This is a genomic window from Bacillus cereus group sp. Bc061, assembly GCF_027715825.1.
In the GTDB taxonomy this organism is placed as follows: domain Bacteria; phylum Bacillota; class Bacilli; order Bacillales; family Bacillaceae_G; genus Bacillus_A; species Bacillus_A paranthracis.
Map to the genome: position 1 here is coordinate 245,761 of NZ_JAQFTZ010000004.1, position 14,833 is coordinate 260,593.

The window sequence follows — 14,833 nt, forward strand, 5'->3', positions numbered from 1 at the left end:
AAATATTAAATTCAAATATATTGATTTTAAATTATTAATATTGTATATTATACATGTCTGTTATTTGTTTTAATTCATTTATTTTTATTGAGTGCTCCTTATATGGAGCCTTTTTTATTTGTAAAAATAGAGAGCCATTAGCTCTCTATTACATACACTTATTCAAACGTAACCTCCACCTGTACAATCTCCGACCTACTTCCAAGTCTTAATGGTGGCCCCCAAAATCCGAACCCAGAAGAAACAATTGCGTGGAATGCACCTTTTTGTGCGTATCCCCAGTCTAGTTCGTACATTCTTCTCGTTACAATATGGTTTGGTGCCATTTGTCCGCGGTGCGTATGACCGGATAATAGTAAATCTACGCCAGCATCCGCTGCTTGTTTCAACTCAAATGGTTGGTGATCCATTGCGATAACTGGCATGGATTTATCTACTGTACTCATAAGTTTTTCAAAGCTTTGGCGATCTCGCTCTGTTTTATCTCTTCTTCCAACGAGATAAAACTGATCTTCAATTGTAATTACTTCATCTAATAAAATGCGAATATCGATCTTATCCATCTCTTGCAGGAATTCTGGAACTGCTCGCCCGTAATATTCGTGATTTCCTAACACACCATATACGCCTAGTGGAGCTTTCATTTGTTTCATAATATGTCCCATATTTTTTTGAATGAACACACCTGGATGATCATCGATAATATCACCTGGCAGTAAAATAATATCAGGCTCCATTTCATTTACATGACGAACAAGCCTTTTCAAATGCGAAACGCCAGATAATTTACCGAAATGCATATCAGAAGCCATCGCAATGCGTAAGCTTTTACGTCCCTCTACTTTTTTCGGAATGTGCACCTCATACTTTCTTACTACCGGGCTATATGCATTAAATACTCCGTACGCAAAGATAAAAATAAATGCAGCTAACACAGCCGCCCCTGTCCAAATAATTGCCGCTTCTTTCTCTACTACAAACTGTAAAAGAAAGACTGTAATATTAGCTAACGGCAATAACATAAGCGCGTATTGTATAACCGCAAACCAAATCGAACCTATCGTTCGTAGAAATGGCAAAAACTTAAACACTTGCACGAGAATGTACGCATAGGAAATGAAGCCAACAACGAAAGCGTAATATCCCCAAGACTCCCAGCCAAATACGGCATGAAGCCAAACCCAGCCGTTCCAGCCTATGTAAAGCATAAGTAGTGTGTATATAATTAATATCGTAAATATATTGAGATAACGAAGATTCTTCACAACTAGCCTCCTTATTCATTTCTTCTATTATATCTTGTTATGCACTTATAGCGTAAATATTAAGCACTTCAATCTTCACAATAAAAACCCCTAATTGCTAGACGCAAATCTAACAATTAGAGGTGCAATTCAAAACAACATTCCTTTTACAGATTTTCGTTATAGAAACTTGTTAATTTTTCAACTGCAATTTTTACTGGTTCTGGTTGATCATATAAATCGTAGTGACTCGCGCCTTCCACAACAAGTAAGTCTTTCTTCTTTGAAGCTGCTTTCTCATAAAGCTCATGACCATCTTTATAAGAACCGAATGCACCTTGCTTGCTACCGACAATAATTTGCAGCGGCTGCGTTAATAACGTATCTGCTAAATGGAACGCATCAAAACCAATTACCGATCCCATACTCGTAAAGTTTAACTTATTTGGCGAGTTCACACTTTGACCTCGCGGCGTTGTGTAATACTCAACTGCTTCTACAATATCTATATCTGTCATACCTGCTACCGCTAACTCTTCCTGATTTTTAGGAATCCAATTTGTAATCATTACCTCTGCTCCGCGTGCTTCAGCAGTACGTTGTTTACCAATTGCCTCTAACACACCAATCGGGTTAGACTCACGATTTAAACGACCGATATTTGCACCAACAACTGTGCCAACCGCTTTAATGCGGCGCTCTGTCATCGCAGCATTTACCGCATAACCACCGCCTGCACAAACACCTAACACACCGATACGTTCTTCATCTATACAAGGTAGAGTCGTTACATAATCTACTGCTGAGCGAATATCCTCAACTCGCGCAGCTGGCTCTTCCATATATCTCGGTGCACCTTCACTTTCCCCTTGATACGATGCATCAAACGCAAGTGTTACATACCCTTGTTCTGCTAACTTTTCCGCATACAATCCTGCTGTTTGATCTTTACAGCTACTACCTGGATGCACACAAACAATCGCTGGATTTTGTTTCTTTTCCTCAGCATCTTCAGGAATGTTCAAAATGCCTGCAACTTGTAAACCTCTTGCATAAAATCGTACATCTTTCTTCGTAACTGCCATATATAAAACCACCTTTATCTCATTTTTAATATTACACTTGTGAGAGTTATTACTCACGTGTATATTTATAATAAAGTGAGTAGCACCTTGTTTCAATGACCACATTTACACATTTGGGTGATAATACACACATAACGAAATATGTGTATCAACAACGGAGGAACACCATATGGAGAAAATCGATCGAAGAATTATAAAATCACAAAACGCCATTCAATCGGCATTTATAGAGATGTTAATTACAGATGGTTTTGACGAAATTACAGTAAAAAACATTACAGAAAAAGCAAACATCGGAAGAAAAACTTTTTACTTACACTATCTAGATAAGTACAATTTATTAGATAAAATTGTGGACGATCATTTAGAACAATTAAAAGAAATATGCTATGAGAAGCAAAACAAAGAGTTTATAGAAGGAACGATCATATGGTTTGAATACTTCAAAGAACACAAACCATTTTTCGCGGCGTTATTTAAAAGTAACAGCACATTATCGTTTCAAAAAAAGTTATTAACTTTCATCATGGGTGAAATAGAGAAAAAGTTAAACACAAACGCATCAATAAATAAAAACATCGATAAACACATCATTTTAAAATTTTTAGGAACGGCTGTAATGGGCATTTTAGAATCTTACGTGTTAGACGAAATTGATAGTGATGTTGCGTTTGTTGCGACGCAAGTTGGGGAGTTGATGAAGAGGAATATATAACGGTTATGAAAAAGCGCACCCAGATTGTTGAGTGCGCTTTTTTATCATCTCATATATTAATTGTATCAACATAATACAGCCTATCATCCATCTGAAAATACATAACAGATCCGCGGCTATAATAAGTACCAAATTGAATCGGTTCTCCAAGTTCATTACGAAGATTCATATCATACACATGATTATTATTTAAATCATAAACAACCAACTTTTTATCTTAAGTAATGAACACTACTTTATCTTGAGCAACCGCAAAACTTTCCGACCATATTTCCATAGTTACCTTTATTTCATTCCACGACATATGAAATTTTTTATCTTTCATTTGAACTAAAGGAAATTCTGAATAATAGAGCCAAACGTCTCCATCTAGCACATTTATTGCATAACAATCAGCTATATAAGATATTTATAAAAAAGAAAAGCCGATATCAGCTCTTCTTTCTACAAATTATTTTTCATTTAATTTTCACCATTCATTTCCTCTGCTGTCCCAGGTTAAAATTCTTTTAGTTTTTTTTCAATATCTCTAGTTTTTTCTTCATATAAATATCCCTTTTTACTAAAAAAGATGTTTTACACTCCCCTATAGGAATATATTGCTCCAATGCTATTTGTCATCATAGAGTGTAAATGAATTAGCGGGGAATTGTTGTGTAAAATTAGAAGTATTGAGTTGTTCTATTGGTTCTTGAGATGTTTGTTTCATGTGTCGTTTTTCAAATGCTAATTGTATCCTTTGTAGCATAATATGTGCTGTAATAATAGTCAGGATGAAAAATGTAATAGGAACCATTGGAATCCAAGGTTGAACAGAGAGGGAACGAAAATAGAGACCAATTAAACCTGACCATTCATTGCTAACTGACTCAGCTTCATTTCCGTAGAAAAGAATTGTACCACCAAAAAATAATTCTAAAATACCAAAATGAGAGAAAATGATTAAAGTTTGTACAAATTGTTGCATCATGACAATGATTAGAATAGGAAATATATTTGGAAATATGTGTTTTATAGCGAGATGAAATTTGCTTCCTCCTAATATTGTAGCAGCTTCTATAAATTCTTCGTTCAGTATCTTTTTTGTCTCTTTTGCAAAATAAAATATAAGAACGGGTAAAGCGAGAATGACTAATACTATGATTTCAAAGGATGCTCGTTCAAAGAAAGAGGGAACTGGAGACCCGTTTTGAAAACGCAATACTGTATCAAGAATAAAGTAACCAATGAGGGTCATTGGAACAACTGTAAAACAATCAAAGAGAGCTTCAAGTGTCTTAAAACTTTTTCTTACATAAAAGGCGAAGAATAATCCAATTGCTAACCCGATAAATGTTCGTAGAAATGCTATTAATAACGATATACCAATGGTCCATTTCGCTCCATCTACTACTCTATGTAATAAATCATATCCCTTCATATCCGTACCTAACAGAAAAGTGAAAGAAGGAGGAAATGGTGCCGCGTGTACATTACCACTTTCATCATATAGAATCGATGTTTGGCGAACTTTCCCATCAAAGAATATGGAATTTCCAATGCTTGCTATGATTAATAGAAGCAAAAAGGATATACAAATTATGAAATACTTATCTCTTTTTAAATGGGCCCACATGTTAAGATTCTCCTTTCAGTTCATCAGGTATGAAAATATTGAAAAGCTTAAAGACAATAAAGATAGGAATGTAAATTAAAAACAATGTAACACAAAATATTTCAGGTGCTGGTTCTAATTCGGTATTATACGTTTTTAAAAATGTGAAAATACCTTGAACATTGAGTAAGTATTCAATAATGTATAAATTAGATAACATATACCAAATATTTGTTTTTGAGAAGTAGAGAGTACTTAAAAAGACGTTTCTTAGAACGTGACGATTGAGAATATAAAACGTGTCAAATCCTTTGGCGCGTGCTAGCAAGGTATAATCTTTTTGTAATTCATTTTCAAAACGTAGCAAGAGTAGCTTATTAAACATAAGAATAGTTGGAAAACTTAAGCAAATAATTGGAAATAGTAAGATTGAGTTGTCTTTTGTGCCAGCTATATTTGCGATTAAAAAGTTGGTCTGTTTATAAATCCAAACGACAAGTAATTGGAGACATAAAATAATAAAAATATCGGGAATTGCTTCTAATAGTAAAAAAAATGATTTTATTCTTTCTCTTTTTTTTACAGGGAGTAGCAACAAGGCATAAACAGTCATAAAAGAAATTAATACGGAAATAAAAAGAGCAGCTAAAAAGATAATAATCGTGTTTCCATATTGAATTAGAATTTGAGGAAATAGGGGTTTTGCAAATTTCGTGTAAGTTAATGGATCCCATCCTATTAATTTAGAGGTGACGTCCGTAAGTGTGTGCAGGTAATTGTTAAAGTCAATCTTCATCCCAATAAATAAGTGCGGTAATGTGCCGATAAATATAATAATAATAAACGATAAGAATAGGTGGAACGGTATCGTTAAATATGTTTGTGCAAAATTTTTTTTCATGTTAGCCTAACCTTTCCTATAAAGTGAAGCTACCATTAGTAGAGATTCTCTACTGACGGTAGCCTAATGAACTAGTTTTTACAACAAATTCAGGAAAAAGAAACACTTCATATACTTGAATTGAAAGGGAACAAATTTTTATTCCTTATTTATTAGGGATGCTAAATGTTTTTATAAACAAACTAACAACCCCTTTTCAAATTATTGGTAATACAATACAAATTTTAACAATAAAAGACAGAATATTCAATATATTTTTTCGGGTTTTTCAATTTATAGCTCATTAATTATAAAAAGAACCAGTTTCACAATTGTTTCTTTTCCTATTTGCTAGTAGAGAAGACATTAAATTACAGCACAATTATTCAAAAAAATAGTTATAATTCATTTTGAATAGAAAGATTTATAAATTTCCTCAAGTTTTTTCAGTTTATAGCCCATTAATTATAAAAAAGAATCTGGTTCACAATTGTTCTTTTTTATTTGCTAATTTACTGCTTGGAATATGATATCTTTCGAACATCTTTAATTTCTGTAATTCTCCCTTTAGATAAACTATCAGGAATTCCGGCCCATTACCTTTTTTGTATTTTTCGCTAACCCAAATTCTTTTAATACTTTCTTTTCAAAGCTTCAACAATAGACTTAAAACTGATTAACTCTTTGCATACGATATCTTTCATATAGATAAAAAACCCTCTCATTGATTCTAAACATAAAAAATAAGCGTCAAACTCCCTTAATTCTAATAAGTTTGACGCTTATCCTCCATTATAATTTTATATACTTTACCTTACTTACTCCAAGAAAATGTTAAATCCCATTGTTGCTTTCTATAATTTATTGGACTCATCTTTTCAAATGTTTGATCTTGAATATAAAAAACTATCTTTTGTATATTTACTTTTGGATTGAATAAAAAATCTCTCAAATCGATATACTCTTCATTTATAAATGCAGCCCCTTCTATAACAGAAAAAGTCTGCGCTATTTGGTCTACATCTATATTTAAAATACATTTGTATAAACTATCATCGTCCTCTAATAATAAGTCTGCTTTTATAAAGACATCCGTATTATCTAATTCAAATATACTCTTAACAGTTGATGGTCTAATCCAAGATTCATCTTGATACTCAAAGCTTTCATTTTCTAAGTCCCATTCCCAAATGGATGAAAAAGAAAAATCTTCAAGACTTAGCTCCTCTATCGGTTTTCCATTAATTGAACCCACCGGCGATCCTGCCTCTTTCACTATTTTAGGAATAAGATTGCTAAAGTACATATTTCTCTCACTCGTTACTGATTCCTTAATAAGGGGATATAAATATAAAGTAGCCATCGTTCTTAAATCATTACTCGCTCTTAATTCTAATTCCATTGCTATAGAAAAAGTCCTTATTGATAAATAACTAATTCGAATGTTTCCATTAAGGACCGTAAAAGTTTCTCCCTCTATATTAAATTCCGATTCTTGAAAATTAAACTCTCTATAGTAATAACTTTGTTCCTTATGAATAAAATCAGGGTACTTATTTAAATATATATCTAAATAATCATCTTCTACTAAAGTCTTATATGTTGGACATACAATTTTAAACTGTAACTTTCGAGATTTAGAATCCACAACAATACAGTTATCCTGTATGACACAATACACCCAAGGTATATAAAATTGATTCCCCTCTATTACGAGCTTTGAAGGCTCTCGTTTTAACATTGATACCACCTCTTTTATACATCCTAACGTAACTCAAACCATTGATAAAAGTTCTATTATCACTTATTCTTTTTCTACATTTATAAATGGTGCGCTCTCTCTTCTCATTCAAATAAACCGTTCAGACCGCGGAACAAACTTAAGTGCTCTGCATGGAAGTTTGTATGATTAAACATTCTTTACATAGATAGAAATATAAAAAACTCTCTCCTATTTGAAACGTTATTCCTCCTGTAAGTCCCCCTTCATTCCCATAATCTTCTCCGGTCAACATAGCCACATAGTTCATACTTTTCGAGCAACAAGGACACGTTGCCTCTATAGAATCTTCTATGTATAGGGGCGCTCCAACTATTCTACAAATATAATCTCTTCCCATAGCATCTAAAGCTTGGTCATTTTCATCTTCATCACAAGGGACATCATAATTCTCCATCGTTACTAATTTCATATCATATTTTGGCAAAGGAACTGGTATCTTATCAATTAATTCATACTTCCAATCAAACATCTCACTTTGAGTAATGGTATGTATAGAACGTTCCATTATATTTATTTTGAAATTTTGTATATCTTCATATAAGGAACAATTTAAGCAAGTGATTAATGGCAACTCTCTTAATTCTTCTGTCTTAAGTTCCTCTAATCTAGAATCATTCAAATCAAAGGTAAATATTTGATGCACTTGTTCATTACATTGCGGACATATAGGAACTTTCCAAGTTTCTCCACCAAAATAATGGCTATATCCCTCTTCCCCGTGAATAACTCTAAACCCTAATTTATTCATATATTTGCCTCCACTTTATAATACGGATAACAGTTGTTATCCTTCAGTTATACTCAATTACAAAATTTTTATTAGCGGATATCTCTTCTACAAACTTTTGTTTCTTTTCTAACTTGTATTCCATGCAGAAATCTATTAAATGAGAAGTAGACCAAGTCACATTTCGAACTGGATTTCTCCTAGTGTTTTCATTGATTTCTCCCATTATTTCCATTTCAAAAATAACCTTAAGAGTATAATCGTCAAATACCATTCCATTAAGCATCAAAGCTGTTAAAATGTTAGCATTATCGATATCCTCTTTAGTAGGCACTGTTTTCAAATGCGAATCAAATATAACACATAAAGGAAACACGTCTTCCATCAATTCAACAATTTGTCCGAAAAAATATGTTTCATTTGGTAAAGGGATAGAAAATACATCCCCAACTTTCCATTTTTGTTTTTTAGGTCGTTTCCAAGATCCTATGAACTGCTCATACTCTCTTTGATTCGTAAATGTAAATTCTTCGTCTATAAGTTCATTCACTAAAATCGCAACTTGCAACATTGTCTTTCCATAAATTGAATATATTTCCACAAAATTACTCTCTGAATCAAAACGGACTTTACCTTTTATTCCTGCTTCTTTAACTTGCTTTCGTACAAAAACCATTGCATCATAATTTGTCTCTAAATCTAAAATCCCGGCTAAATCCTCAAAAATGATATATTCCTTTGAACTAAAATCCGGTATAAATATACGAATTTTTCCGACCTGTAACGTATAATTTAATTCATTGAATAGTACTGCTTCCATTTATTCTCTCCTATAACACTCTAACTGTTTTTCATTGAAACTATTTTCCTCTAATAATAAAATCCTCTCATTGATTCTACACATAAAGGTTGTAAAAAATGCACCCAAAAATTCAGGTGCATTTTCATTCTCAATGTAGAAACTTCATGTTTTGCGGCTTCATTCTAATCCATAACACGTTCTTCCGCATAACAAACAAATACTTGCTTTTCCGAACGTAAAGATACTACATAATACTCATCTTCAAAATGCCCTACTATATACCCCATTTCCCCCGCCAGTTCAATTGTTTCTTTATTGAAATATACTCTTGTCCGATCAAAATTTATATGTTTTATGATACTCTCTAACTCATTATCGTTTACTTCTTTTTCAGAGAAAAGGAACATGAGGCTCCCTTCCATACATACAGGAGAAATCACATCGAAAATATCAGTTGCAGGATCATACTGGTTTATTAAAATTGTGCTCTTCACAATCGACTTTTTCCAGTTTAACTCTTTTAATTCTTTTTCCCAAATGTAATTTTGCACCTTTGTTAATTCCTCTTGAATCCCTTCACAATTCACTAAAATATATAAATGAAATTTCGACATCATTGTTTTCATAAATTGTTCCATGCTTGTATCAACATCAACTATATATCTATTAATTTTTGATAACAAATTCAGGATTTTATCATTTTCAAAATTATCATGTTCATCCAACACTAGAAAATATTCGTTTTTTTCCGTTGCAGGCTTGTGTATTTCGATGTATGTGTCCATGGTTTCTCCTTCTAGCTCGTTCGTATAGCTGATTACTGTTATCCCACTTATTTTCAAGCTCCTTTTAAGGAAAAAGCGATATATTCACGTTGTACAATGTATTCCCCCAAAAATACCCCATTTAAAAATTAGATGCATACTGTTTTATAAAGATCTTATTTCAATTATATATAATTGAATATTATCGTAAACTGTGATGTACATTCAGCCGTATAGAGCACTTCTAAAGAATATCCTAATTTATAACATATAAAAAAGGAAGAGCTTAAAAGTTTGCAGTGCTCCCTGTCTACTTGACAGGGGACACTGCATTTCAGCTCTTCTTTCTTTTTAAATTCTTATATTATCATCAATAATTATTTTCTCCTTAACCTCTCAAGTACTTACACACTAAGTTATAATCCAAAATAACTATATACATCATAAAAGATCGAATATAATATAGCTACTCCTACACCGATTGAAAATATCTTAAACAAATAAAAACTGAAAGACAGTACGATTGGGAATGGTGTTAATAAAGAAAATAACAGTGAGTTAACACGCTGCTTTTTAAAAGTTTCTTTATCTATTATAATTCCAAAAATTATAATTCCACAGGCTATAAAAAAACATAGTACCATAAAAAAAATGTCTTCCATATATCTCTCCTACTTTATTATTTTTTAAAGGACCTTATCCATTAAGTGAAAAATATATTTTCACTTAATGGATATTATTCATAAACATTCATCTTACTCATAATAATAAAATAACTTCTAACTAATATACTAACCTCAATTTTCTATTAAAAACTATCTTCGCCTTTTTTTAGCAGCCTTTTTATTACTTTTTGTATTTTTCTTCTTACTACTTACATTTTTAGTAGAACGATTATCACGATATGCAGTAGCAAAGGTTAATCCTAAATAACCTTTACTTCCAGTCATAGAATATGCTACATCTCGAGCCATACCTTTTCCACTATAACCACTTTGCCCTTTTCTTTGTACACCACTTCCAGCATTCGCTACAGCATACCCAGGTACTGCTGTATGAGTACTAACAAATAAACGAGCTCCTTTGCCTAAATGCCTAGCAACATGACCTCCTGATCCTCCTATAATACCACCGGCTACCCCCCAAAGGAAATCCTTACCCAGTCTTTTATAATTCATTCCTTTTAAAGTTTTATGTTTTGCATAATGCCCTATTACATAACTGCCCACATTAGCAATTCCACCAACAGCTCCAGAAGCGATCCACCATGCAAGATGCCCATCCGGATCCACCTTCATCACCGGATTATTATCACCATACGTATACCCATTCATCGTAACCGGATCATCTTCATCACCCGGATCAGGATCCACAGACAAGAACACACCATGATTTGGGTTATAGTAACGCGCAATCAGATAATACATACCAATCTCTTTATCATACATGTATCCCGCATATCCAAATGGATTGTCTGCTGCGATACCTTTTGCGTCACTCTTTAATACGTTACCCCATGAATCGTACTCATACGTTGCTACAACTTCTCTATTTTGATCTGTCATCGCAACGACATCACCACGTGGGTTGTAGTGATAATATAGCGTTTGTCCTTTTGATTTCATCGCTAGACGCGTACCACTTGTTGAGTATACATATTGACGAAGTACAGTTCCACTACCATCCGTCTCATATAACGGATTAATACTATCTCCATCATAGAAATAACGTGTTACTTGACCATTTATACTCTTTTCAATACGACGATTGTTTTCATCGTATTTATACGTTGCGAATGCATTGCTTTCACCTTGTTTTGTAATAGCTACAATTTGGTCATGTTCATTCCATGTATACTTGTACTTTCCATCTGATGTACGATTTCCATTCGCATCATACGTTAACGATTCGTTCCCGAATTTTACAAGTTGATTCCCATCATTGAATGTTGCTGCTATAGATTTTGTTTCTTTTCCATTCTCTACAACTTTCACACTTGTACGGTTTCCAAATCCATCATATGTGTATGATTTAGTTGTTCCGTTTGGTAATGTTTCATTTAATAATTGGTTAATTGGGTCATAAACAAAGTTTGTTTCTGTTACTTTTCCGCCTGCATCTTCATGTTTAATCTTCGTACGGTTACCCGCTTGGTCATATTCATATCGTTCAGAAAGTAGAATACTGTTTGATGTACCTACTACTAAATCTTTAATTTTGTTCGCATGGTCATAGTTGAATGTAGAACCTGAACCATTTCCAGCTGTGTACGTACGAACATTTCCTTGATCGTCATAATCAAAGCGATACGTTTGAGAACCGTCTGTCACACGAATGTTTTGATCTAACGTGTTGTAGTCATACGATACTTTATTTGTGTATCCGCCTTGTGTTACTGTTTGTTCTTTTAATTTTTCTGTCTTACTGTTTGCTTTATCATGATACGCCCAGTCAATTTTTCCGCCTCGGCTATCTGTTGCGCTTGTAACGCGGTCAGCCTTGTCGTATGTTTTCGTTCTACGCCATTTGTGTTTATGTTCAATTTAAGTATGAACTAGGAAATTAAAATATTGTAGGAAAAAAGTTTAAATTATATAAAATCCTTTTCATACAAACTTAACCTCGCATATTATCTAGTTGACATTTATAATATGCGAGGTTACATAACCAGAGTTCATTTATCCACAACAGATTATAACCCTCTCAAACTCCATATAAAAAAAATAAGCGTCAAAATCCCTTAATTTTAATAAGTTTGACGCTTACCCTCAATTATAATTTATTTATCTACAAACAATATATCTTACTCTCTCAAAACCTATATAACCCTAAAAATCTTTTATATTTTCTTTATAAATTATGAGCACCTCAAAATTAACCAAGGATACCACAATATCTCTTCCGCCTCTATCTTTTGATTATCAATTAAATGAATAACATATTGTGCATCCTCATAATTAGCGATAAGTGATAATTCATTTAAATTCTTACCATACTTTCTAAAATCCGTCTGTAAATTATTATGAATAAACGAATAAAAATTATTGTTACTATAGCCACATATATCAAAACCTAACATTTCATCGTTATTGATACAGAATGGCAATGCATCTTCCATAAAATGATATATAGAACAATCAAAATCATTCTCTTCTCGCTCATTCAATAAAAAATCCGCCCGATACTCTTCTGAAAGATTTAAACTAACAATTTCCAAATCCTCTATACCCTTTAAATAGTTTTTCTTAAAAAATCTAGCATCCTCTAAATCCCTAAAAACATTGGGCCAGGAGAACCTTTTTTCCTCTATCAATGTATCTAAAAAACATCGCGCCTGTTCATGCTCCTCTTTACTGATCCTTAATCTTGAGTTTATTAGTTTAGTAATCGATTCATTTTCATTTGTATTGGCCCAAGGGAAAAACCAATAATCAGGAAATGTTGGCCGTACGCTATTACTTATTGTTAAAATAATCGAGGACAGCCCCTCAATTATGCAAGTTTGATAAATAAGCTCTTTTTCATATGAAATTATCATAAATCCACCGTTATAATATTTCATGCCCATCCCTCCTTCCTGTTATGAATACAAGTATTCTTCAATAACTATATTCATTTTAATACCCTCTTGGATATTCCTTTTTAAATGGTTTTCTCACTTTTTCTTTCGGATACTTCTTCTTAGTTATAGGGTTTCTATTGTATTGATTTTTAGTTTTAACATTTGGTCGTGGAACATCACCATGCGGTTTTCCTTCTCCACGAAATTGTTTCCTCAACACTCCTCCTTGTCCATAAGTTGCGTATTCAGTCACTTTTCCATTTTTAGTTTTATATCTTGTATGTGGACTTCCCTTTGCCTTCGGGTCTGGTCCAGATGGTTTACTACGGGCCTGCATGACTCTGATTTTTGCACCAATACGCCAAGCCGCATATGCACCACCAACCGCTATAGTTGCTAATAATGCCGCTTGTCCCAAACCTGGTACGAAATATATGCCTGCAGCCATTGCCCAATGCCCATCCGGATCAGGATCCACCGATAAGAACACACCATGCTCTGGATTATAGTATCTCGCAATCAGATAATACATCCCAATTTCTTTATCCTACATGTATCCCGCATATCCAAATTGATTGTCTGCTGCGATACCTTTTACTTCACTCTTTAATACATTACCCCACGAATCATATTCATATGTTGCTACAACTTCTTTATCCTAGTTTGTTATCGCAACGACATCACCACATGGGTTAGTGGTAGACGTTTGTCCTTCTGATTCCACTACCCAAAATCTATCTATACATAAAGAAAGAAGAGCAGATAATGGCTCTTCTTTCCACAAATATTTCTTTATCCAGTCTAATTTAGCATATTATTATAAACAAACTCATTCTTATACAAATGTCCCCCAACCATCTGTATATCCAGCAAACTCTTCACTTAAGGTACTCATTTCCTTTTGCATCTCTACGATATCCTCATAAATTAAGAACATCTCTTTAGAACAAGTACAGGTCCAATCTTCAAATTCTTCATTATAATCTAATTCACAATTTAAGCCCAATGCCTGTAATCTAACAAGTACTTTTTCTCCCTTTTCTTGATCAGGAATTGCAATAAAGAAATCTACTATGTGTTTTTATTAAAATCTATACCTTGTTTATATAACATATTTAATACTTGTCCATCTTAATCTTTTGGGAATTTCATTGTTTCTCTCCTTTTTCTACAGCATATAATAAACCTTCATTTGGAACAAAAAATATTCCATTACTTAAAGTCCTCTTTATCCGTTACTTTTAAGTTTTTTCCATTCCTTATACCTAGTATCGATCACTTCTTTTAATTTAAAGTAATTTCCCCAAGTATCTTGCACTTGATATAATGTATCACACTCTAAAAACACATCATCATAATCATCTAAATATAAACCTTTTTCAAAATCAAAATAATCTATTGTAAATTGATTCCCTTCATCATTTAACATGTCATCGCTTAAAACCCCATCCCAGAACATATAAACCTGAGTTCCAGTCATTTTTCTAAGTTTAAATTTATTAATTTCCTCTTCGGTCTCTTCTAAGAATTCATCACTAAATAAATGATTATCAATAATCCAACCTAAGAACATTCCAGTATGTACAAATGCTTGCTCCATCGGTAACTCTTGTGGGAAATCTCCTTCATAATGATATTTAGCTTTATCGTAAACTATTGTTTCGAACAAAATTCTCA

12 protein-coding genes and 3 pseudogenes are annotated in these 14,833 nt (G+C 33.0%); 1 reads left to right on the forward strand and 14 read right to left on the reverse strand.

From position 1 onward, the window contains the following. Positions 1 to 158: 158 nt before the first annotated feature. Positions 159 to 1,265, reverse strand: coding sequence for a metallophosphoesterase (locus tag PDQ40_RS17475; RefSeq protein ID WP_061131512.1), 1,107 nt, complete (start codon positions 1,263 to 1,265; stop codon positions 159 to 161). 146 nt (positions 1,266 to 1,411) lie between these two features. Beyond that, positions 1,412 to 2,329: an alpha/beta hydrolase gene (locus PDQ40_RS17480; protein ID WP_270691534.1), complete on the reverse strand. Its 918-nt coding sequence runs from the start codon at positions 2,327 to 2,329 to the stop codon at positions 1,412 to 1,414. A gap of 169 nt (positions 2,330 to 2,498) precedes the next feature. On the opposite strand from PDQ40_RS17480, the gene PDQ40_RS17485 reads away from it, so the two are divergent. After that, entirely contained in the window at positions 2,499 to 3,044 is a 546-nt protein-coding gene (locus PDQ40_RS17485) for a TetR/AcrR family transcriptional regulator (RefSeq protein ID WP_163258144.1), read from the forward strand. Between the two features lie 49 nt (positions 3,045 to 3,093). Here the strand turns inward: PDQ40_RS17485 and PDQ40_RS28125 are convergent. The 12 genes and pseudogenes from PDQ40_RS28125 to PDQ40_RS17545 form a co-directional block, all read right to left on the reverse strand. After that, positions 3,094 to 3,444: pseudogene (locus tag PDQ40_RS28125) on the reverse strand (hypothetical protein); the annotation flags it as partial. 210 nt (positions 3,445 to 3,654) lie between these two features. After that, a complete protein-coding gene (locus PDQ40_RS17495; protein WP_142385817.1) occupies positions 3,655 to 4,659 on the reverse strand; it encodes an ABC transporter permease in 1,005 nt (334 codons plus the stop codon). A 1-nt stretch (position 4,660) separates the two neighbouring features. Next, entirely contained in the window at positions 4,661 to 5,539 is an 879-nt protein-coding gene (locus PDQ40_RS17500; protein ID WP_074609636.1) for an ABC transporter permease subunit, read from the reverse strand. 793 nt (positions 5,540 to 6,332) lie between these two features. Beyond that, positions 6,333 to 7,259, reverse strand: a complete 927-nt coding sequence (locus PDQ40_RS17505; protein ID WP_175251341.1) for a hypothetical protein — start codon at positions 7,257 to 7,259, stop codon at positions 6,333 to 6,335. Positions 7,260 to 7,398: 139 nt separating this feature from the next. After that, on the reverse strand, positions 7,399 to 8,049 hold the full coding sequence (locus PDQ40_RS17510; RefSeq protein ID WP_001037218.1) for a hypothetical protein: 651 nt from the start codon (positions 8,047 to 8,049) through the stop codon (positions 7,399 to 7,401). Between the two features lie 43 nt (positions 8,050 to 8,092). Then, complete coding sequence (locus PDQ40_RS17515; RefSeq protein ID WP_033693506.1) at positions 8,093 to 8,848, reverse strand: Imm26 family immunity protein; 756 nt, start codon at positions 8,846 to 8,848, stop codon at positions 8,093 to 8,095. A 164-nt stretch (positions 8,849 to 9,012) separates the two neighbouring features. After that, a complete protein-coding gene (locus tag PDQ40_RS17520) occupies positions 9,013 to 9,615 on the reverse strand; it encodes a hypothetical protein (RefSeq protein ID WP_000382054.1) in 603 nt (200 codons plus the stop codon). A gap of 794 nt (positions 9,616 to 10,409) precedes the next feature. After that, complete coding sequence (locus tag PDQ40_RS17525; RefSeq protein WP_000129428.1) at positions 10,410 to 11,924, reverse strand: RHS repeat domain-containing protein; 1,515 nt, start codon at positions 11,922 to 11,924, stop codon at positions 10,410 to 10,412. Between the two features lie 527 nt (positions 11,925 to 12,451). Continuing rightward, a complete protein-coding gene (locus PDQ40_RS17530; protein ID WP_000878668.1) occupies positions 12,452 to 13,156 on the reverse strand; it encodes a hypothetical protein in 705 nt (234 codons plus the stop codon). Between the two features lie 55 nt (positions 13,157 to 13,211). After that, a pseudogene (locus PDQ40_RS17535) lies at positions 13,212 to 13,880 on the reverse strand (RHS repeat-associated core domain-containing protein); the annotation flags it as partial. Positions 13,881 to 13,991: 111 nt separating this feature from the next. Continuing rightward, positions 13,992 to 14,269, reverse strand: a pseudogene (locus PDQ40_RS17540) (ribonuclease E inhibitor RraB). A 115-nt stretch (positions 14,270 to 14,384) separates the two neighbouring features. Further along, positions 14,385 to 14,825 (reverse strand): DUF7832 domain-containing protein, encoded by a 441-nt coding sequence (locus PDQ40_RS17545; RefSeq protein ID WP_270691537.1) that lies wholly within the window; start codon positions 14,823 to 14,825, stop codon positions 14,385 to 14,387. Positions 14,826 to 14,833 lie beyond the last annotated feature (8 nt).

What these genes read in the sequence shown, in the direction of transcription:
- PDQ40_RS17510 (WP_001037218.1), bottom strand. Translation starts at nt 8,049, where the DNA reads ATGAATAAATTAGGGTTTAGAGTTATTCACGGGGAAGAGGGATATAGC.
- PDQ40_RS17515 (WP_033693506.1), bottom strand. Translation starts at nt 8,848, where the DNA reads ATGGAAGCAGTACTATTCAATGAATTAAATTATACGTTACAGGTCGGA.
- PDQ40_RS17480 (WP_270691534.1), bottom strand. Translation starts at nt 2,329, where the DNA reads ATGGCAGTTACGAAGAAAGATGTACGATTTTATGCAAGAGGTTTACAA.
- PDQ40_RS17520 (WP_000382054.1), bottom strand. Translation starts at nt 9,615, where the DNA reads ATGGACACATACATCGAAATACACAAGCCTGCAACGGAAAAAAACGAA.
- PDQ40_RS17485 (WP_163258144.1), top strand. Translation starts at nt 2,499, where the DNA reads ATGGAGAAAATCGATCGAAGAATTATAAAATCACAAAACGCCATTCAA.
- PDQ40_RS17530 (WP_000878668.1), bottom strand. Translation starts at nt 13,156, where the DNA reads ATGAAATATTATAACGGTGGATTTATGATAATTTCATATGAAAAAGAG.
- PDQ40_RS17505 (WP_175251341.1), bottom strand. Translation starts at nt 7,259, where the DNA reads ATGTTAAAACGAGAGCCTTCAAAGCTCGTAATAGAGGGGAATCAATTT.
- PDQ40_RS17495 (WP_142385817.1), bottom strand. Translation starts at nt 4,659, where the DNA reads ATGTGGGCCCATTTAAAAAGAGATAAGTATTTCATAATTTGTATATCC.
- PDQ40_RS17500 (WP_074609636.1), bottom strand. Translation starts at nt 5,539, where the DNA reads ATGAAAAAAAATTTTGCACAAACATATTTAACGATACCGTTCCACCTA.